Annotated in this window: 18 protein-coding genes; 7 read left to right on the top strand and 11 right to left on the bottom strand. The window is 66.7% G+C overall.

Annotated elements, in window-relative coordinates; translation table 11 throughout:
* Positions 1-9: 9 nt before the first annotated feature.
* Positions 10-1854, bottom strand: a complete 1845-nt coding sequence (locus tag V5740_RS13500; protein ID WP_347304538.1) for an amidohydrolase — start codon at positions 1852-1854, stop codon at positions 10-12.
* 236 nt (positions 1855-2090) lie between these two features.
* Complete coding sequence (locus tag V5740_RS13495) at positions 2091-2999, bottom strand: LysR family transcriptional regulator (protein ID WP_347302987.1); 909 nt, start codon at positions 2997-2999, stop codon at positions 2091-2093.
* A 147-nt stretch (positions 3000-3146) separates the two neighbouring features.
* Here V5740_RS13495 and V5740_RS13490 point away from each other — a divergent pair, with 147 nt between their 5' ends.
* Entirely contained in the window at positions 3147-3809 is a 663-nt protein-coding gene (locus V5740_RS13490; RefSeq protein ID WP_347302986.1) for a hydrolase, read from the top strand.
* 251 nt (positions 3810-4060) lie between these two features.
* Positions 4061-4801, top strand: coding sequence for an SDR family oxidoreductase (locus V5740_RS13485; protein WP_347302985.1), 741 nt, complete (start codon positions 4061-4063; stop codon positions 4799-4801).
* 88 nt (positions 4802-4889) lie between these two features.
* Here the strand turns inward: V5740_RS13485 and V5740_RS13480 are convergent, their stop codons facing one another.
* The 4 genes from V5740_RS13480 to V5740_RS13465 form a co-directional block, all read right to left on the bottom strand.
* Complete coding sequence (locus V5740_RS13480) at positions 4890-5588, bottom strand: Crp/Fnr family transcriptional regulator (protein ID WP_347302984.1); 699 nt, start codon at positions 5586-5588, stop codon at positions 4890-4892.
* Positions 5585-5977 carry a response regulator gene (locus tag V5740_RS13475; RefSeq protein WP_347302983.1) on the bottom strand — a complete coding sequence of 131 codons (393 nt, stop codon included), beginning with the start codon at positions 5975-5977 and terminating at the stop codon, positions 5585-5587. Before V5740_RS13475 ends, V5740_RS13480 begins: the two co-directional genes overlap by 4 nt.
* 1 nt (position 5978) lies before the next feature.
* Positions 5979-9530: a CheR family methyltransferase gene (locus tag V5740_RS13470; protein ID WP_347302982.1), complete on the bottom strand. Its 3552-nt coding sequence runs from the start codon at positions 9528-9530 to the stop codon at positions 5979-5981.
* Positions 9531-9594: 64 nt separating this feature from the next.
* Positions 9595-10587, bottom strand: coding sequence for a chemotaxis protein CheB (locus V5740_RS13465; protein ID WP_347304537.1), 993 nt, complete (start codon positions 10585-10587; stop codon positions 9595-9597).
* Positions 10588-11018: 431 nt separating this feature from the next.
* Here V5740_RS13465 and V5740_RS13460 point away from each other — a divergent pair, with 431 nt between their 5' ends.
* Complete coding sequence (locus V5740_RS13460; RefSeq protein WP_347302981.1) at positions 11019-11492, top strand: CBS domain-containing protein; 474 nt, start codon at positions 11019-11021, stop codon at positions 11490-11492.
* The gene (locus V5740_RS13455; protein ID WP_347302980.1) at positions 11489-11698 is read left to right on the top strand and encodes a hypothetical protein; all 210 of its coding nucleotides are present in this window, start codon (positions 11489-11491) and stop codon (positions 11696-11698) included. Before V5740_RS13460 ends, V5740_RS13455 begins: the two co-directional genes overlap by 4 nt.
* 329 nt (positions 11699-12027) lie before the next feature.
* On the opposite strand, the gene V5740_RS13450 is transcribed toward V5740_RS13455, so the two are convergent.
* Positions 12028-14259, bottom strand: coding sequence for a hypothetical protein (locus tag V5740_RS13450; protein ID WP_347302979.1), 2232 nt, complete (start codon positions 14257-14259; stop codon positions 12028-12030).
* A gap of 495 nt (positions 14260-14754) precedes the next feature.
* Here V5740_RS13450 and V5740_RS13445 point away from each other — a divergent pair, with 495 nt between their 5' ends.
* Together V5740_RS13445 and V5740_RS13440 are read left to right on the top strand one after the other, a co-directional pair.
* Positions 14755-15075, top strand: a complete 321-nt coding sequence (locus V5740_RS13445) for a hypothetical protein (RefSeq protein WP_347302978.1) — start codon at positions 14755-14757, stop codon at positions 15073-15075.
* An 89-nt stretch (positions 15076-15164) separates the two neighbouring features.
* Positions 15165-17108 carry a TonB-dependent receptor gene (locus V5740_RS13440; RefSeq protein WP_347302977.1) on the top strand — a complete coding sequence of 648 codons (1944 nt, stop codon included), beginning with the start codon at positions 15165-15167 and terminating at the stop codon, positions 17106-17108.
* Positions 17109-17204: 96 nt separating this feature from the next.
* On the opposite strand, the gene V5740_RS13435 is transcribed toward V5740_RS13440, so the two are convergent.
* Genes V5740_RS13435 through V5740_RS13420 form a run of 4 tightly spaced genes read right to left on the bottom strand, consistent with a single transcriptional unit; the run spans position 17205 to position 19588 of the window.
* Positions 17205-17954, bottom strand: a complete 750-nt coding sequence (locus V5740_RS13435) for a glucose 1-dehydrogenase (protein WP_347302976.1) — start codon at positions 17952-17954, stop codon at positions 17205-17207.
* A complete protein-coding gene (locus V5740_RS13430; protein WP_347302975.1) occupies positions 17951-18844 on the bottom strand; it encodes an aldo/keto reductase in 894 nt (297 codons plus the stop codon). The genes V5740_RS13435 and V5740_RS13430 overlap by 4 nt, the downstream gene beginning before the upstream one ends.
* Positions 18841-19095 carry a tautomerase family protein gene (locus V5740_RS13425; protein WP_347302974.1) on the bottom strand — a complete coding sequence of 85 codons (255 nt, stop codon included), beginning with the start codon at positions 19093-19095 and terminating at the stop codon, positions 18841-18843. The genes V5740_RS13430 and V5740_RS13425 overlap by 4 nt, the downstream gene beginning before the upstream one ends.
* 4 nt (positions 19096-19099) lie before the next feature.
* The gene (locus V5740_RS13420; protein ID WP_347302973.1) at positions 19100-19588 is read right to left on the bottom strand and encodes a cupin domain-containing protein; all 489 of its coding nucleotides are present in this window, start codon (positions 19586-19588) and stop codon (positions 19100-19102) included.
* Positions 19589-19729: 141 nt separating this feature from the next.
* Here V5740_RS13420 and V5740_RS13415 point away from each other — a divergent pair, with 141 nt between their 5' ends.
* Positions 19730-20647, top strand: a complete 918-nt coding sequence (locus V5740_RS13415) for a LysR family transcriptional regulator (RefSeq protein ID WP_347302972.1) — start codon at positions 19730-19732, stop codon at positions 20645-20647.
* The last annotated feature ends 66 nt before the right edge of the window (positions 20648-20713 follow it).

Here is a 20713-nt window from a genome sequence, read left to right as displayed (position 1 = left end):
CCCTGCCGGTCACACAGCCCAGCAGCCGCAGCCGAGCGCGCCCCAGAAGCCCTGCACATCGGCTGCGGGAACGGCGGAGCCGAGCGCGGCGGCATGGTCGTGGCCGTGCACCGCGCAGCTGCTGGCACAGCCGCACGCGCGCGCCAGCATGGCGGATGCCTCGGGGGTGCGATGGTACCCGGGGACCATGGCGACCGGCGACCAGTCGGGCATCGGCCGCGGAATCGTGGGAGCCAGCCGTTCGTAGTCGCCTTCACCGTACACGACCTTGCCGCCCAGCACCGTCAGGACGGAGCGGAGATGCACGATGTCGCTTTCGGGCACGGAAAAGTAGTCGGCCGACAGAACCGCAAGATCGGCCAGTTGCCCCGCCTTGATCTGGCCCTTCTTGCCCGCCTCGCTGGAGAACCAGGCGTTCTCATGCGTCCACATGGCGAGCGCCTTTTCCCGGCTGACCCGGTTCGCGCCCGGATACAGGCCCAGCCCGCCGACGGTGCGGCCCGTCACCAGCCAGTGAAGCGACACCCACGGATTGTGGCTGGCCACGCGGGTCGCATCCGTGCCGGCGCCCACCGGAATGCCCGCCGCCAGCATCCGGGCGATCGGCGGCGTGCGTTCGGCGGCGCGCGCGCCGTGACGCCCAACGAAATACTCGCCTTGATAGGCCATGCGATGCTGGATCGCGATCCCGCCGCCCAGCGCGGCGATCCGGTCGATATTGCGGTCGCTGATCGTCTCGGCATGGTCGAAGAACCAGTTGATGCCGGTGAACGGCACGTCGAGCGCGACCTTCTCGAAGACGTTCAGAGCGCGGTCGATCGTCTGGTCGTAGGTTGCGTGCAGCCGCCACGGCCAGCGGTTCTCCGCCAGCAACCGGATCACCGGCTCCAGATCGCCTTCCATCGACGGCGGCAGGTCGGGCCGGGGCACGCGCAAATCTTCGAAATCGGCGGCGGAATAGACCAGCATCTCGCCCGCGCCGTTCACGCGGTAGGTATCGTCGCCCTGCCCCGGCCTGAGCTGCCCCACCCAGCCCTGGAAGTCGGCCAATTCCTCCTTCGGCTTCTGCGTGAACAGGTTGTAGCTGATCCGCACGGTCAGCTGGCCCTGATCGTGCAGCGTCTCGATCACGCGGTAATCGTCGGGGTAGCTCTGCGCCCCGCCGCCCGCGTCGATGACGCTGGTGATGCCAAGGCTGTTCACCTCCCGCATGAAATGCCGGGTGGAATTGATCTGGTAGTCGAGCGGCAGCTTGGGACCCTTGGCCAACGTCGAATACAGGATCGTCGCATTGGGTTGGGCGAGCAGCAGCCCAGTCGGGTTGCCGGCGGCGTCGCGCACGATCTCACCCCCCGGCGGATCGGGCGTATCCTTGGTATAGCCGACAACGCGCAGCGCCGCGGCGTTGAGCAGCGCGCGGTCGTAGAGATGCAGGATGAAGACCGGCGTGTCCGGCGCGACCGCGTTCAGTTCCGCGATCGTCGGCAGGCGCTTTTCGGCGAACTGGTGTTCGGTGAAGCCGCCCACCACCCGCACCCATTGCGGTGCCGGCGTGCGATCGACCTGCCGTTTCAGCATCGCCATCGCATCGGGCAGGCTGGGAACCCCGTCCCAGCGCAGTTCCAGATTGTAGTTCAACCCGCCGCGGATCAGATGGGTGTGGCTGTCGATCAGGCCGGGGATGATCCGGCGCCCGCCGGCATCGATCTCCGCCGCGCCGGGCGCGGCGGCGCGCACGTCGCCTTCGCTGCCCACCGCCAGGAAGCGCCCATCGCGGATGGCGACCGCCTGCGCCTGCGGGTTTGCCCGGTCCAGCGTGGCAATTCGCGCGTTGAAAAGGATCAGGTCGGGCATCGCGTCGCTCCGGCGCAGTCGATCGGTTTGCGCCAGCGCGGCAGGCGCCAGCAGGGCACTGGCCGCGACACCGGCAAGCGTGTCGCGGCGGGAAAGCCGGTCCATGGATGATCCTTTCCAACCGACGCCATCGACGCGTTGCGGCCCGATGGTGCATCGGCAGCTCCGGTCCCGATAGTGCCGTATCTCGCCGATCTGTGTCGCAGTTCATGCAACACCGGCACGCGTCCGCCGCGTTATGATTTCTCTGCGGCTTCGCGCTGCATGATGTCCCGGCAGAAACCCTCGCACGCCTCGATCATCATTTCCGTCAGTATCCGCACCTTGCGTGCAGGGTGCAGGCCATGGGGGCGCACCACGTAGATCCCCAGGGTCGGCGGCGGATATTGCCGCATTACCGGAACCAGCGCGCCGGACCTGAGATGATCCACGATCAGCTCGCTCGGCAGGCCGGCAAGGCCGATCCCGGCAAGGGCGGCAGCGGTGAGGGCGACCGCATTGTCCGCCTTGAAGCGGCCCTTCGGCTTCAGCGTGATGACAGTGTCACCATCAAGTGCCAGCCAGGTTTCGGCCCCTTGCATCAGGACATCGTGCTGCTCGAACTCCGCCGGAGTTTCGGGCGCACCGTGACGCGCGATGTAGTCGGGCGACGCCACATAGAGGGCCGGGGTGTAACCGACCTTTCTGACCAGCAGGTTGGAATCGGTCAGATGGCCGACCCGGATGGCGCAGTCGAAGCCTTCCCCGATCAGATCGACGAACCGGTCGGTGTAACAGGCCCGGATGTGCAGATCGGGATTGAGCCGCGCCATGCGGGCAATCACGGGCGCGAAGTGGGTCGGCCCGAAAGTCACGGGAGCGGCGATCCGCAATGTTCCGCGCAGTTCACCTTCCGGCAGGATCGTTTCGCGGGCGATCTCTATCTCCGCGCTGATCCTGGCGGCGTGTTCGCGGAAGGTGATGCCGGCCTCCGTCAAGCCGGCGCCCCGGGTGGTGCGCGCCACCAGTTGCACGCCCAGATCGGCCTCCAGTCTGGCGAGCCGCCGGCTCACGATCGACTTGGACAGGCCAAGCCGCAAGGCGGCCGCGGTGACGCTGCCGGCATCGGCGACCTCCACGAAGGTCCGCAGCTCTTCGATATCCATGACGTTCCCCGATCTGCAACACAGCAGCACATAACCTGCAGCTACCCGCCCCCGAAATGCAATGCCATTCGGTCCATCGCGGTACGCGGCCGGCCGGGTCGCGCTGTCGCCGCGACGAGAACGCGCTTCTGCAGGAAAGGAACGGCCATGAGTTTTCGCAACGGTCTCGACTCGCTCCTCCGGCCGGAGGATTCAGTCCTGGTCCTGATCGACCATCAGCCATACCAGCTGGCCAACCTGAACAGTCACGACCCGCAGGCGGTCGTGAACAACACCACCGCGCTGGCGAAGGTCGCCAAAGTCTTCGGCGTGCCGACCATCCTGACCAGCGTGATCGCGGAGCGTGGCGGCCTGATCTTCAAGCATGTTACCGACGTGTTCCCGGGTCAGGAGGTGATCGACCGCACCTTCATCAACACCTGGGAGGATAAGGCTGTCGTCGACGCGGTGAAGGCCACCGGGCGCAAGCAGCTGATCATCGCGGGCCTGTGGACCGAAGTCTGCGTTGCGATGCCGGCAATCCAGGCAGCCGGCGAAGGCTGGGACGTGACGGTGATCACCGACGCATCCGGCGGCACGTCGGTGGAGGCGCACGAAGTGGCCATCCAGCGGATGATCGGTGCCGGCATCAACATGATGACCTGGCTCGCCGTGGCCGCCGAATGGCAGCGCGACTGGGCGCGGGTGGATACGGCTGGTCCGTTGACGCAGGTCATGATCGACCACGTCGGCGGCAGCGGCGTCGCCTATCTGTGGGAACAGCAATTGCTGAACACGCCGGTGGCTGCAGAGCCGACCGTCGGCGTCTGACCGGAGAAGCGGCAAGGCAGGGATGCGCCGCACCGGCGCATCCCGGTCGTGCCGACATCGTCGCCGGCTGACATGGGTGAACATCAGCCGCCTGCACGTTCCGTTTCCGGCAACACAGATCGGCGAACCACAGCACTAAGCACCGGAATCTGCGAGCCCCAGAATGCGTCCGACGCCGGTATGTGACCGATCGTGGCCGCATACCTCCATCTGACGGGCACGATTGCCCGGTCCACGGAAGGACAATGGGAATGATCGATTTGAGTGGAAAGCGCGCGCTGGTAGCGGGCGGATCGCGCGGCATCGGTGCCGCGATTGCGCTGGTACTGGCGGAAAATGGCGCGGACGTCGCGTTCACGTATCAGAGTTCGCCGGAGAAAGCGCAGCAGGTAGCGCGCTCGATCGAGGCGACCGGTCGCCGCGCCGTCGCCATCCAGGCCGACAGCGCCGATCCCGAAGCGATCGCCGCCGCTGTCCGCGAAGCCGTGAGCACCCTGGGCGGGCTCGACATCCTCATCAATAGTGCAGCGATCGGCTACTACGCCAATGTCGCGGAGGTCGACCTGGACGCGTACCAGAAGCAGATGGACGTGAACGTGCGCGCGCCGATGTTGTTCGCGAAGGCAGCCATTCCCCACCTCCCGGCCGGTGGGCGCATCGTCACCGTCGGGTCCGGCCTCGGCGAGCGGGTCCCTTTTCCGGGCGTCACCCCCTATGCCGTGTCGAAGGCTGCGCTTACCTCCTTCACCCGCGGCCTCTCGCGCGAGCTTGGCCCCAAGAATATCACCGTCAATCTGGTGCAGCCGGGTTCGACCAATACCGACGCCAATCCCGAAAGCGGGGACGCCGCCGATTTCCAGCGGAGCATGACCTCGCTCGGCCGCTATGCCGATCCGCGCGAGATCGCCAATGCTGTCGTGTTCCTGGCGAGCCCCGCCGCGAGTGTGATCACGGGTGCGATCCTGAACGCCGATGCAGGCGCGCTCGCATAAAGATAGATGCCGCGCCGGGGGCTTCGACATGCGGAGCCACCGGCGCGGCGGGCCGGGCCGCGCCGCCCGAGCGGCTCGGCTGCGCCGGTCACGGCGGGCTGGTGTTTTCCTGCCCCACCATGGCCCGTAACCGCGCGAGGTTCGGCAAGGTCATCTCGCGCGCGCGCCATTCCAGATCGCCCCGCCGGCGCAGGCTCATCAAGGTGCGGTTTACATGGATCGAAGTGAGCCCGACCGCGTCAGCCAGGACATCCTGCGTCAGCGGCACCGGGAAGCGGTTGCGGCGGATCAGGCCGGCTTGCGCCATGCGATCATGGAATTCGAGCAGAAGGTCGACGATCCGTTCCTGCGCGCTCATCTGTCCGATGCGGGTGATATGGGCGAGCATGCGGCACTCCTCCTGCAGGCGTGCCGATCGGTAGGCCTCCTCCAGGCAGGGGATGTTCGTGACGTCCGGGGCCGGTGCGAGCGTCAGATCATTGACGGCGACAACGGTGGCCGGGGCGATATCACGCTCCGGCGTCAGGAAGTCACCGGGCAGGATGAAGGCGAGGATCTGCCGGCGCCCATCCTCCAGCACCCGAACCCGTGCGGCCCAGCCGCTCAGCAGCAGCAGGTGTGGGCCAATCGCCTGACCCTCTGTCAGTATCTCCCGCCTCGCGACGACTGCCCGCTGCTGCCGGGCGGCGGTTCGCAGCAGGTCGAGCGCCGCTTCGTCCAGAGGCGCCAGCGCGGCGAGACGCTGGATCGCGGGTATTTCGGGAGCGATCGCCGGCAGAGCTGTCACCCGGATACCTCCCGCAAGGAGACGAGTGGTGGCGCCATCACCTGCTCCAGCATGGTTGCCACCGCATTCGTGGCGAACGGTTTCGCCAGGCGAGGGGCGTCCTGGTAGGATTCCGGCAGCGCCCAGGCATCATAGCCGGTCAGCAGCAGGAACGGGATGCCGCGTTCGCGCAGGCGATCGGCAACCGGAAACGACTGTTCATAGTCGAGATTGACGTCCAGCACCGCCGCGTCGAGCGCCTCCTCCGCCAGCGGCAGCGCTGTTGCGAGATCGGGTGCCGGGCCGATCACGATCGCCCCAAGGTCGTGCAGGGACCGGCGCAGGTTCGACGCGATGTAGAATTCGTCTTCCACGATCAGGACGCGCTTGCCGGTCAGGCCGTCGATCATGTCAGTTCTCCGGTTGGCTGCCCCCGCCTTCGGTGTCGCCGAGCGGGACGCAGATGGTGCATCGGATGCCGCCGGGCAGGAATTCCAACTCCGTCTGCGCGCCCAGCCGGTATGGCAGGGCCTCCTCGATCAATTCGCGACCGAAGCCCGAGCGCGCTGGCGTGGCGGGGACGGCCGGCACTCCGGTCTCCACCCAGTTTAGGACGAGCTGGCGCTTGCCACCCTTATCCAGGTTAATATCCCACATTATTTTCAACACCGCGCTCGGGACCTTCAGCGCGCCGTACTTCACTGCGTTGGTCGTCAGTTCATGGACCGCCAGGCCCAGCGACTCCGCGGTCTTTGCATCCAGCGTCACATCCGGCCCGGAGATCTGCACCTGCGGTCCATCCTTGGCGCCCACGCTCAGCAATTCGTCGCGGATCAGGTCCTCCAGATCAGCGACGCCCTGGGCCGTGCGCGTGACGATCACCTGCGTGCGGGCCAGCGCATCCAGCCGGCCGCGGAAATGCATGGCGACATCCTCCAGATCGCCGCCCGCATCCGTGGTCCGCCCGAACACCGACCGCACCACGGTCAGCATGTTGCGCACCCGGTGCTGCAGTTCCGCCACCAGCACTTCCTGCCGCTTCTGCAGGCTGCGCATGTCGTCCACATCGGTGGAGGTGCCGATCCATTCCACGACCTCGCCGTGATCGTTGCGCACCGCCGTCGATCGGGTGCGGAACCAGCGATAGGTGCCGTCGGCCACGCGGCGGATGCGATACTCGACATCGATCCCGCCCTGTTCTTCCGCGCCGTCCCATGCGGTGCGCGCCAGGGTACGATCATCGGGATGGACCACTTCCAGCCACCCGGACCCGCGGCTTTCGGGTTCCGACTGGCCGGTGAAGCTGGTCCATTGCGGGCTGGCCCATGACCATTTCCCGCCGTCGTCCGCCCGCCAGACGAGCTGCGGCACCCCTTCGATCAACACCTGCTGGCGCTGCTCGCTTTCCCGCAATGCCTCCTGCGCCTGATACACCGCGGTCAGATCGGTGAAGGTGACCACTGCGCCGCTGATGTAATTGTCGATGCTGCGATAGGGCAGCACGCGCACGGCGAAATGCCGGCCGGAGGCGGCCGCCGCCACCTGCCGGTCGATCGGCGCCAGTGTCTTCAGCACCCGCCGCACGTCGTCGTGCAGCTCGGGGTAGTCGACCAGGGAGACGACATGGTCGAGCGGACGCCCCACATCCGTTTCCAGCAGGTGGAAGATGTCGGTCGCGGCCGGCGTGAAATTGCGCACGCGCAATTCCTGATCCAGGAAGACGGTGGCGATCTGGGTGGATTCCAGCAGGTTCTTCAGGTCGGAATTGATCCGGCCCAGTTCCTGCACGCGATGCGCCAGCTCGCTGTTGACGGTCTGCAGTTCCTCGTTGACGGATTGCAGCTCCTCCTTGGAGGTTTCCATCTCCTCGTTGGCGGATTGCAGCTCCTCGTTGATCGACTGGTACTCCTCGTTCGAGGATTTGAGTTCCTCGTTGGTGGATTCCAGTTCCTCGATCGTCGCCTGCAGCCGGTCACGGGTGACGCGCAATTCGGCTTCCAGCCGCTGCACATGCTCGTCGGTGGAGAGGCGGTCGCCGGCACGGCTGTCGCCTTCCGCCACCACGCCCAGATCCTGGAACAGCACGATCAGCGCCGTGCTCTCGCTGCCGGACAGCGGCTCCACCACCAGGTTCACGCCGAGGACGCGGTCATCCAGGTGGAAGGACAGGCGGGGCATCTCTATCCGCCGCCCCTCCGCAACCGCGCGCTGGATGGCCGTGCGCACGTCCAGCCGTAGGTCGCGGTGCACCAGGTTGCCGAGGCTGAGCGTCGCCGAGCCGGGGCTAGGTTCCAGGTAGCGGCCCGTCCGGCCGGAGAAGTGCAGCACCTCCCCATTGGGATCGACCACGATGAAGGCGGGAGCGTAGCGTTCCGCGATCGCATCGGCCTGCCGGCTGACGGATGCGGACAGGCGCCCGTCGAACTGGATCGCCTGTGCTGCGATCGCGGGAGAACCAAGCGAGCGTGTCCGCGCGGATAGCGGGAAATCCGGGACGATCCGGGTGGCGGTTTCCAGTCGGCGGAAGATGCGGTTGCGCCGGCTGATCGGCGCAAACAGCTTCTGGTGGCGGGTGACGTTTTCAGACGAGCCCAGGAACAGCACGCCACCGGGTCGCAAGGAGAAGTGGAAGATCGGAATGACCCGGTTCTGCAGATCCACGTCCAGGTAGATCAGCAGATTACGGCACGACAGGATGTCGATACGCGAAAACGGCGCATCCTTGACGATGTTGTGGGGGGAGAAGATGCACATCTCCCGCAGTTCCTTGCTGACGCAGAACGTGTCGCCCTCGCGCACGAACCAGCGTTCCAGCCGGTCGGGCCGGATATGGTCGGCGATCCCCGCCGAATAGCGGCCGGCCCGGGCGATGTTGAGCGCGCGCGCATCAAGATCGGTGGCGAAGATCTGGACTTCGGGGGGTGTGGCCATGGTCGCCATATGCTCGCGCAGCAGGATCGCCAGCGAATAGGCCTCCTCCCCCGTGGCGCAGCCCAGCACCCATACGCGGAAGGCGTCCTCGGGACCCTTGCGTTCGAACAGGGCGGGCAGTTCCTGCTCCAGCGTTTCGAATTCGGTCGGGTCGCGGAAGAACTGGGTGACGCCGATCAGCAGGTCCTGGAACAGGCTCTGCACTTCTTCGCGGTCGCTGCGCAGCAGGGCCACATAGGCGTCCAGGCTGTCGACCTGCGTCACCTGCATGCGCCGGCGGATGCGGCGGATGAAGGTGCCCCGCTTGTAGCCGTGGAAATCGTGGCTGGTCACGTTGCGCAGGATCGTCGCGACTTCGCCAACATAGGGATCGAGGTCGCCCTCCCGCTCCGTCTGGGCGCCGGCCACGGTGGGCAGATTGCGCAGGTAGCGGCCGATCTCGGCCGCGATCTGCTCGGCCGGCACATGCAGGTCGGTCACCGCCATCGGGCTGTTCGTGCCAGCCGCATCGGCACCGTCGCGGCCGACCGCTTCCGAAATCGACAGCCCGCCGAACTTCTTGGTCGCGACCACGCCCGCCGCGCCATCGGGGCCCAGCCCGGTCAGGATCACGGCGATCGCATGCTCGTTGGCCTGTTCCGCCAGCGAAATCAGCAGCGTGTCTACCGTGCCGCGCTGGCCCACCGGCTCGCGCGCCGGCCGGATGTGGATATGCCCGTCGGCCAGCGTGATCATGTCGTCCGCCCCGCCGACATGGACATGGCCAGGCTGTAAGGGCTCCCCATCGCTGGCGATGACAACCGGCATGTCGGTCACCTCGGCCACAGCTTGGATCACCGTGTCCACGGCCAGCCCGTCCTGCTGGCGGACAGCGATCAGGAAGGCCGCGCCAAGGTCCGGCTCCATGTCGCCAAAGAGGGTGCGCAGAGATCCCAGCGATACGGCGCAGACACCCACGCCGACGATCGCCAGCGGCCTGACGTTGGTATCGTCGGGCACGTCCGTCGTCGCCGCTTCGTCATCGCCTGTCATCAGTCTTTCGCATCCGTCATCCCGATAACCTAGCCGCTGGCGTCTGTCGGAGATAGTCGCGCCGTTAGATATCCTGAGGGCGGGAGGCCCCCATCCTCAACGACGAGAGGGCCGCCTGCCGCAGCGTTCCGGCATAGCGGCGATATTCCTCAGCCCGCGTCTCATACAGCTCGGCGACCGTGAGGCGGCCGGTTTCCCGCGCATCGCGGGCCATCCGTTCGACCAGCGTGACGCGTTCTTCCATGATCCGCATCGCCACCCGGACCGCCTCCTCCACCTCGTCGATCCGCGCCGCCAGTACCTCCGCGGTGAAGCCGTGGCCGATCTGGCAGCGATAGCGCAGCGGATGCGAGGCGCGCACTTCGGACAGCACGCCCCGGCATTCCGGGCAGGATAGCGCGCTCGGTTCCGCCAGGTCGAGCAGGTGGCGGCTGCCGAGGCGGGCGCCGAGCGCGATCTCGACCTCCAGGCGCAGGAGATCGTCCGCTGGTGGCGCCTCCCCGGCGGGCGAGGCGGCGATCTGCTCCAGCGTGCGGGCGAGCTCCGCCGCCGGCGACACGTAATCCACCTCCGTGGTTTCCAGCGTGGCCAGCGGCATCTGGTCCACTTCGGCATCCACCGGGTGCTGCACCACCACCGTCCCGCCGCGCGCCTTGACCGCGGCCGCGCCGGAAGCACCGTCGTTCAGCATGCCGCTGAGCACCACCGCCACCACCCGCGCGCCGTAGGCCAGCGCGGCTGATCGGAACAGCGGGTCGATCGCCGGCCGCGTCATGTTCTCGCGCGGGCCCAGCCCCAACCGGATGGTGTCGCCCAGCAGCAGCAGGTGCCTGTCTGGCGGGGCGAGATAGATGCGGCCTGGCTCCACCGGCTGGCCATCTGCCGCCTCGCTGACCGGCAGCGCCGAATGTGCGGCGATCATGCCGGAGATGATCGGCGGGCCGGCCGCCGGGACATGGGTACTGATGAAGATCGAGCCGGCGAAATCGGTGGGGATCTGAGCCACCAGACGTTTCAGGACAGGACCGCTACCAGCGGAGCCCCCGATGACGATCATGTTCCTGCGGGGCATGCGGGTTACCTTCGCCTTTCTCCGCACCAGCGGGCGGCGCGTCCTGTGGTTCCAGCCATGACCCCGCAGCAGCGGTACACCGGCCGGGGTAGACCGGATCGCGCAACAGCCGCAAAGACCGGCGGATAGCCTGCACGCTCTGCCTCTGCGCCTCGCGGCTCACCGCAACGAGACGGGCGGCATGGGCAGTGGTTGCGAGAGGTCGGTTCACGCCGGGAACGATGTGCAAGGCGCTTCACACGCGCAATAACGTAAATCAACTTGGCTTGCCTGTGCCGTGGCGGCACGGTTTACCTGCCAGTTTGTCGCACGTGATGAACGGTTGGTCGCTGACAAGCAGCCGGAATATACCCGCGTTAAGGCAGGCGCCGACCACGGCTGCCACCAAAGGTCCTGCGACAGCGAGGAACGGGGCCGTGAATTACGACAATCATGTGATCACTGCCGAGGTGGTCAGCGTTTCGCCATACACCAGCATCGAGGACGCCGCATGCCTGATGCGTGACCACGACATCGGGGTGCTGCCGGTGGTCGAGGGGGAGCGTCTGGTCGGGATCGTTACCGACCGTGACATGGTGGTGCGCGGCATTGCCGAGCGGCGGGATGGATGGCTGTCGCGGGTGAGCGACATCATGACGTCCAAGGTATATAGCTGCGAGGCAGAGAATGGCGCCCACGTTGCCGCCATGCTGATGGCGACGCACCAGATACGCCGGGTGGCGCTGGTCGATCGGGAGGGCCGGCTGTGTGGTCTGATCACGCTGACCGACCTGATCCGCAATGATTGCGTGGGTGCGGACTTCGCCAGCTACCACGTGAGCGCCCGCCACCGCGCCGGCGTGTGTCACCCGACTGCCGCGACCCTCAATGTGACGGAACAGGGCACGTGAATACGTACAAGCTGGTATATGCCGAAGATGGGATCGGCTCCGCCCGCAAGGTCGAGTTCGAGGCGATGGATGCCGCCCATGCGTTGATCGTCGCCCAGCGCGAAGGGTGCGGCCGCCGAGCGCAATTGTGGGCGGGCACCCGCCTGCTGTGCAATCTCAGCCGTACGTCGGGCGCTTCCGGTCTCTGGATCATTGAGCCTGCGTAAAGTGCCGCGGGGTCGAAAGGCGAGGCTGGTCGTGCCCATCGGGCGCCATGGAAGGCAGGTGGGTCGCCCACCTTCACGTCCAGCGGAATCAAGATGTCGCTGCACACGCCGAAGTCGGTGGAAACCGGCCGTCTCTGCCTTCGAGCGGTAGACAGGGCTTCCTCGATCAAATCGAAGCCCAAGCCGCGCCTGCACGCAAGAGTGGGTGCGCCAGTCAATACTTGCCGGCAGAAGTTCGACTCTGCGCGACCGCACATGACCTTAAGCGCGTTCAGCAATGCGTTGCACGCGATGCCAATCACGCTGCCTAGGCAGCGCTCAGGCGGTCCTTACCTCGCATAAATCGGCGAGTGGCGTGGGCCGGCCGGGGTGGCCGGGGGAACGGGGGCACCCACATCTGTGATGAGCAGGGTGGCGAAATACGGGGTACTCAGCCGTTCCCGGCCGCCGCCGGCAAGCAGGCCGGCCATGCCGCGCGCGTAAAGCGCATCGGACCCGGTCAGCACCTCCTGCCCATCCACCAGACCGGTGATCGTGGAGCCCTGCATGCGCAAGGTCAGGCGGTGCCAGCGGCCGGGTGAGATGCCGGCCATCCGACTGGCTGCCAGTACGCGCTCACCGCCCTCGCCCTCCGCACGGCCGGCGCGGATCAGCGCCTGCTGCTCGGCATCGCCGACCAACGCCTTGGGGTCCTTCTTGCCGCGGATCACGACCAGGCGGCAGGCGCCGTCATGGCCAAGCTCCAGGAAGTAGCCTTTGGGGATGAAGCCGTAGCCGGTGCCGACATGATTGATGCGTCCCATCACCGCGGCGGTGTCGCCCGGGTTCAGCCAGACCTCGGTGCTGACCTCGTAATCGCCCCAGTCGGCATCGCCGATGATCGTGTAAGGCTGCCAGTCCGGCGCCCACGAGATGGTCGGCACCGGCACCACCTGCCGCAGACACTTGCCACCGCCATCCGGCCGATCGGTGATCTCGAAGGCGCCTGCAATATCCGCGGTGTAGCGCGGCAGATAACCGTGCTCCTCCGGCGCTGTGTAGCTTTCAAAAGTCTCCCGATAGGGAAACGGGAACGGCGCGGGTTCGGGGATGTCGGTGAAGCCGCCCTTCTGCTGCCCGGTGGTGGTGGACAGGGTGTAGATCGCATCCGGCTCCAGCAGGATGGTGAAGGTACCGTTCACCGGCGCAATGTCCGCCAGGCGCACGAACTGTTCGGCTGCGGTGCTGCGCCAGACGCAGAGCGGCCTGTCTGACAGACCCTCGCTCGCCTGGAAGCGCACCTGCTGCGCGGCAGGCGCGTCGGTGGTTTCCAGGATGATGCTGTAATCGCCGCCCCGTGGTGCCATCAGCGTGATGACGGAGCCGCCGCCATCCAGAGTCCCGCATCCGCCATTGAGATAGGTCCAGCCCACCTGGCTGAACTGGCCATAATGGGCATAGCCCCACAGCGCCTCCCGCACACGATAATGCCCGCTCCACGGCGAATGGGCGAGCACGGTGGCCGGGTCTTCGGGATAGGGCTCGATCGGATACAGGCCGGCGATGTCGTACCAGTTCACCACCTTGGTGGCGCCGCTGAAGATGTAGTTGTGATTGAAGGACTGCACGATGCCGATCGTGGCCGCGAAGCCCTTGCGGTAGACGTGATCCTCCGTGTTCCAGATCGGCTTGCCCATCGATGCGGCGGCCTGCTGCATCTGGGGGGAGGCGCGGAAGTTGGAATAGAAGGTGTGCGCGCTGATCACGTCGATCGCGTCGCGCAATTCCGGGTCTTGCTGCATGTCGTCTACGAAGCGCAGCTTCCATTCGGGCCAATTGTCGAAGGCGTGCAGCCGCACCTGCGCGTGTCCCCCATCGTCCAGCGCGCGGCGGAACGCCTTGACGAAGCCGTAGCTGACACCCTTCTCGTTGCGGACGCCGATTGCGTCCATCCGCAGCCCCCACACGCTGTGGAGCCCATCGAGCCACTTCAGGTAATAGTCGATCGTATCGCGGGAGAAGAACGCGCGATCGCCGCGGTAGAAGCCGTCGGTATCCTGATCGAATAATTCGCCGCTGGTGCCGATCCAGCCCGGCGCGCTCCATGCCGTGCCATCCAACGTCAGTGCCGCGTTGCGGCGCTTGGCCTCCCGCATGATCCACCAGGTATAGCCGCGCCGGTGGTTGAGGTCGTCGCGCGTGTGCATGTGGCTGGGCATGGAGCCCTGCGTCGCATTGCCGTCGCCCGGTATCTCCACCAGCAGCGCACTGACGGAGGCGCCGAATTTCGGCTTGTAGACCAGGTCGAGGATCTGGCTGCGCTGCGGCTCGGGGTAGTCCTTCAGCAGCACGGAGGTGGCGCCCCCGCCATTTACCACGCCGATGCCGTCGAACACCGGGCCGCCGGCATCGCCGCGCAGGGTAACGGCCTGCTCGCCGCTGCCGGCCTGCGCCCGCGCCGGCACCATGCGAGCGGCCGCCAAATGCACTACGGCCGATCCGGTGGCGAGCAGCCAATGCCGCCGCGTCAGCCACGGTCGGCCGGTGGCAGCGGGCGTTCCGTGTGGGTCATCGGCTGGCATCGTGGTTCACCTTGGTAATCATGATGGCAGTTCCCAAGCCCGCCCGCGCTACGCCAGCGTGATGGCGGAGCGGCCGGGCCCGGCCAGCCGTGAATGACCGCCGTGACCCCGGCCGGCAACCCCACAAAGGCGGCAGACGGTCCTCATTCAGCCAGGCGAGGACATCCTCCGTGCGGCCGCCCTCGCCATAGGCGGCTATCTCTACGACCTGGCTAGGGCTGTAGAATCGGGTTCGCTGCGTCGTGTAGTTGAGAAACGCGAAGAGCTGCGACTGTTCGCCTGCTTCGGCAGCACACCGTGAAGATTTCCATTGCGGCATTCCCAGCCATCAGGACCGCCCACCTCCATCCCCCCAAACCGTTGTCGCCACCTGAGGCATCTTCCCGATGATCATCAAGACTGTCATTGACGGCAGGGCGGCGGCGCAGGCGACATGGATGTGCGGGTCGCGGAGACGCTGTGCTTCTGCCGCAGCCTCAGCTAACGAGCTGCCGCATGTCCGGCCTGTTCCGTCTCCTGCTTGCTGCGGCAGTGCTTTGGTGCGGGCTCCATCTGTCGCCGGCGGAGGCGGATGGCGGGGTGTGGACCGGCGCGGATGCGGTCGCCCATGCCCGTGCCCCCGATCATGGCGATGACGGTCACCCCGGAACGGATGCAGTGCATGGCTGCCACAACCATTGCCCCGTCGCACCCGACATCGGCCCGAGTCCGGCCGTAGGCGCCGTTGGGCGCGGCCAGTCGATGCTCTTCGCCCGGCCGAGCTGGTCGTTGACGACCGCCGCGCAGGCGCCGCCGATAGAACCGCCCGCCGCCTGAGCAATGCATGCCGCAGGCTTCCGCCTGCTCGCTGACATTGTGCTCAGGAGTTTCCGACATTGCCGTTTAAGACCTATCGCGCCCTGCTTGTGGGCGCAGCATTCCTGGTGCCCGCTGCTGCCACTGCACAGCAGGCTCCGCCGAATCCGTCCACCCCTAAAGAGGGCGAGGCGATCATCGTTCAGGCGACCCGCTCCGGCCGGCGCGTGCAGGACGAACCCGTCCGCGTCGAGGTGATCGCCCGCGAGGAGATCGAGGAGAAGATCCTGATGCGCCCCGGCAACGTCGCGACGATCCTGAGCGAGACGGGCGGCCTGCGCGTGCAGATCACCTCGCCCGCGCTCGGCTCGGCCAATATCCGGGTGCAGGGGATGGAGGGCCGCTATACCCAGCTGCTGGCGGATGGCCTGCCGCTCTATGGCGGGCAGGCATCATCGCTGGGCCTGCTGCAGATCCCGCCGACCGATCTCGGCCAGATCGAGGTGATCAAGGGCGCGGCCTCCGCCCTCTACGGTCCGTCCGCGCTCGCCGGCGTGATCAACCTGGTCTCGCGGCGCCCAGAAGACACGCCTCAGGCAGAGGTGCTGCTCAATGCGACATCCCGCAACGGCCAGGACGCCACCGCCTATGTCGCGGCGCCGCTGGGCGAGGGGCTGAGCGCCTCCATGACGGGCGGCTATCACCGTCAGAGCCGACAGGATCTGGATGATGACGGCTGGGTCGATATGCCCGGTTACGAACGGTGGACGGTTCGCCCGCGGCTGTTCTGGGAGAACGCCGCCGGCGCGAGGGTGTTTCTGACCGCCGGTGCGATGACGGAGCGACGGCAGGGCGGCACGCTGGAGGGGCGAACCGTGCCGGACGGCAGCGCCTTTCCTCAGGCCCAGGATACCGACCGCTTCGACATCGGGCTGGTTGCGGAAGCCCCGATCAGCGACAGCATGAGCGTGCATCTGCGCAGTTCCGGCATGACCCAGAACCATCGCCACCTGTTCGGCGATGTCGTGGAGTACGACCGTCACCGCACAGGCTTTGCCGAGGCGTCCCTCTCCGGAAACGCAGGCGGCACCTCGTGGATCGGCGGCGTGGCCTATCAGCGCGACACCTTCCGGTCGCGCACCTTCCCCGTGTTCGACTATGCCTACGACGTGCCGGGTATCTTCGGCCAGCTGGAACAGGACCTGTCACCGGCCCTCACGCTGGCGGGCAGCGCCCGGGTGGACTTCCATGACGAGTTCGGCACCCGCTTCAGCCCGCGCCTGTCGCTGCTCTATCGTCCGGGCTTCTGGACCGTCCGGCTGTCCGGCGGGCGCGGCTTCTATGCGCCGACGCCGTTCGTGGAGGAGATCGAGGCCGCGGGATTGTCACGCCTCGCTCCACTTGGCGATCTTGCCGCGGAGACAGCCACGAACGCGTCGATCGATCTCGGTTACAGGCGGGGTCCGCTGGAGGCGAACGTCACGCTGTTCGGGGCCGACATGCGCAACACGACGGAGCTGGTGCCGCTCGACCCGTCCGGCGGGTCAAGCCGGGTGCGCCTGATCAATCTGCCGGGCACCACCAGGTCACGGGGTACGGAGCTGCTGCTGCGCTACCGTTGGCAGGATCTCACCTTGTCCGGCAGCTACGTCTATGTGGATGCCGACGAGACCGATCCTGACGGCACCGGGCGCAGGCGGCTACCGCTCACGCCTCGACACACGGCCGGACTGATCGCCATGTGGGAGCAGCACGACAAGGGACGGCTTGGTCTGGAGGTTTACTATACAGGTCGCCAGTCACTGGACGACAATCCGTACCGCACCCGCTCCCGCCCCTATGTCGAGATTGGACTGATGGGTGAGATCGCCGTCGCGAACGCCCGCCTGTTCCTCAATGCCGAAAATCTGCTCGGCGTGCGGCAGACCAAGCATGACCCGCTGCTGCGGCCGGTGCGCGCCGCCGATGGCCGCTGGACGGTGGATGCCTGGGGTCCGCTCGAAGGCTTCGTGCTGAACGGCGGCGTGCGCCTGCGCTTCGGCGCTTCCGAATAACAGGGGGCTTGCTGCCCGGGCTGGTCCTGTAAGTGCGGGACCAGCCCTGAAGGACCAGATCGGAAGCCAAGTTCCAGCAGCGAGCGAGCGATGCTTTCAGAGCGACCAGCCGCCATCCACCGAGATCGCCGCACCCGTGACGAACGCACCTAGGTCGGCGCTCATCCACAGCACGGCATCGGCGATCTCTTCCGGCTTGCCCAGGCGACCGACCGGTTCGAGATCGATGGCCTTCTGGATATCGCCGTCGGTGAAGCGGTCCATCATGGGTGTCTCGATGTTCCCCGGCAGGACGGCGTTCACCCGGATGTTCTGCTGTGCATAATCCAGCGCGGCGGATTTGGTGAGGCCGATGATCGCGTGCTTTGACGCGGCGTAGGATGCACCGCCGGCCACGCCACGCACACCCGCGCCGGAGGAGGTGTTGACGATCACCCCGCCCCCCTGGCGCATCATCTGCGCCAGTTCGTGCTTCATGCAAACAAAGGTTCCGCGCAGGTTGATGTCGAGGATCCGGTCCCATTCGCCAAGTTCGATGGCGTGGACCGGAGCATGCCTGTTCTCGACACCGGCGTTGTTGAAGGCGATGTCCAGCCGGCCGAACCTTGCGACCACCTGGCCGATCGCCGCCTCGACCGCTGCCGGGTCGGCAATGTCCGCGGCGATCGTCAGCACCTCGCCACCAGCGGCGCGCACGGCGTCCGCCGTGGCGGCAAGTGCATCCGCCGTCCGGTCCAGGATGGCAACCTGCGCGCCTTCTGCAGCGAAGGCCACGGCGGTCGCGCGGCCGATGCCGCTGGCCGCCCCGGTGACGAAGGCGACCTTGCCGGTAAACCGCGCGCTCACCGGCCGGTCTCCGCTGGAGCCGCAGCCACCCGCGGCCTGCCGAAGACGGGGAACGCGCTGGCCTCCCCGTAATCCACCCCGCCCGTCAGGCTGGTCAGCGTGGCCATGTCGTCATCCGTGATCGTGAAGTCCACCGCCGCGTTGCTGCGCATGTGCGCGAGGCTGGTCGTCTTCGGCAGCGGCACCAGCCCGAGTTGCAGACAGTAGCGGATGCACAATTGGGCGACGCCGACGTCGTATCTCGCCGCCATGGTCGCCAGATCGGCATGGCCCAACGCGGCCCCGTGCGCGACCGGTGAGTAGGCCTGCACCAGGATGCCCTGTCCCTGGCAGTAAGCGATGAGGTCGAATGGCGTGTTGCCGACATGCGCCAGCACCTGGTTCACCGCAGGCCGAATGGTGGCGTGCGCCAGAATGTTGTCGAGGTCGGTGCGTTCGAAATTGGACACGCCGATGGCCCGGATTTTCCCGGCCTGCTGCGCCTCTTCCAGCGCACGCCAGGCTTCAAGGTTACCTTCGTCGAAGTTGCCGCCGTTGCGGAACTCTGCCCAGGGCTGCGGGCTGTGGATCAGCATCAGGTCGATGTGATCGAGCCCCAGGGTCTTCAGCGATCCGTCGATCCGCTGCCGCGCTTCTGCATGGGTCTTGGCTTCGGCCACCAGCTTGGTGGTGACGAACAGGTCGTCGCGCGGCACGCCGCTGGCGCGCAACCCTTCGCCCACGCCGCGCTCATTGCCATAGGCCTGCGCCGTGTCGAAATGGCGATATCCGATCGCCGCCGCCTCGCGCACGAGGGTGGCGACGGCATCGTCATCGATGCGCCAGGTGCCAAGACCTAGGCGCGGGATCGCCACGCCATCAGCCAGGATGGCGGTTTCGTTCAGGATCATTGTGCGTTCTCCTGCCGGGCGGGCCGCTCGCCATAGCCCGGCTGCTTGGTCAGATTGTTCCACCGGCCCAGGATGTCGGGTTCGTAGACCTGACTGGTCCATTCGGCGGCATCGACCTCCTCAAACGCGACCGAGACCGCAGCCTCGCCGCACCCAAGGATCCGGGTCACGTCATCCGTGATGGCCGCTGTCAGCCGCTGCTTCTGCTCGTCCGACTTGCCCGGCCACAGCTTGACGATGATGTGCGGCACCGATCTACTCCTGCCCGACCGGCGCGAGGTATTCCTCGTCCGTCACATGCTCCATCCAGGTCACGGGGGAGCCATCGATCACTTCCTGGATCGCGATGTGGGTCATGGCGTCATGTTGGGTCGCGCCGTGCCAGTGCCTGTGCTCTGCCGGGCACCACAGGATGTCGCCTGCATGGAACTCCAGTTTCGGCCCGCCCTCGACCTGCGTCCAGCCGACGCCTTCGGTGACGATCAGCGTCTGCCCGGCGGGGTGGGTGTGCCAGGCGGTCCGGGCCCCGGGCTCGAAATGGACGATCGCGCCGGAAACGCGCGACGGGGCCTCCCGCTGGAATTGGCCGGTGATCGTCGCCGTGCCGGTGAAGTTTTCTGCGGGTCCGGCTGTCGTTTCCATGTCTGTCTTGCGTGTGATGGTCATGTCGCCTGCTCCATTCTGCGCCTGTGCGACGCCGGCCGGCAGCAGCAGCGCGACCAGGCAAATGCTGAACCTCGTCATCGGAATCGCCTTCCTCTTGGCCACTCACGCCACTGGCGAGTGCCCTCCCCCACAAGATAGGAGATGGCGACGGATGCGATTAGCGGCGCCAGCGGCAACGAACTGGTGAACGATGCTCAACAGAAGCTATAGGAGGGCGTCATGCAGTTGAGCCGAGCTGATCTGGCGGACTTCGCCTACTTCCTGGCCATTGCCCAGCACGGCAGCTTCAAGCGCGCCGCGCTGGCAATGGGCGTGACCACCTCCGCATTAAGCCACGCCATGCGCGCGCTGGAGGAGCGGCGTGGCGTTCGACTGTTGAACAGAACCACGCGCAGCGTGACCCTGACGGCCGCCGGGGAAGATCTGCGCGCGATGATCGAGCACCCGATGGAGGCGATCGGGCAAGCGGCGGGCAAGCTGGACCGCTACCGCGAGGCGCCGGCGGGGCGCATCCGGATCAATGTGCTGGAAGACGCGGTTGGGCTGCTGCTGGAGCCGGTGCTGCCGATCTTCGTGGATCGCTATCCCGAGGTGCAGATCGACCTGGGTGTGACCAACCGGATGATCGACATCGTCGGCAACGGCTTCGACGCCGGCATCCGCTACGGCGGCACGGTGCCAGAGGACATGATAGCGCAGCGGCTTTCACCCGACATGCGCTGGATCGCGGCGGCAGCGCCTGCCTATCTCCACCGCTTCGGCATGCCCGGCACCCCGCAGGATCTGCGGCATCATCGCTGCATCGGCATACGGCTCGGCAATGACCAGCTGTACCAGTGGGAGTTCGAGCGGGATGGGGAGGCTGTCGCCATCGCCACGCCCGGGCCGCTGACCGTGGACACGGGCATCGCCATGCTGGCCTGCGGCCTGTCGGGCACCGGCATCATCTACGCCTCCGAGCCGGCGCTGCGGCCTCACCTGCGGAGCGGCGCCTTGCAGCCGGTGCTGGAGGACTGGGCAAGCAGCGGCAGCGGCTTTCATGTCTACTACTCGGGGCGCCGGCATGTACCCGCCGGACTGCAGCTGCTGATCGATCTGATCCGCGAAGTGCAGCCGATGCGGCTTGGTCATCGGTAAGGTGAGAGATCGCCAACGCTGATATTCCGGGCGTCGGCTGCCCCTTCTTGAATCGGTCACCTCAAC

Source organism: Croceibacterium sp. TMG7-5b_MA50 (assembly GCF_039830145.1).
Classification (GTDB): Bacteria; Pseudomonadota; Alphaproteobacteria; order Sphingomonadales; family Sphingomonadaceae; genus Croceibacterium.
The sequence above is the reverse complement of the archived record's forward strand: the minus strand, read 5'-3'. Positions and strand labels throughout refer to the sequence as shown.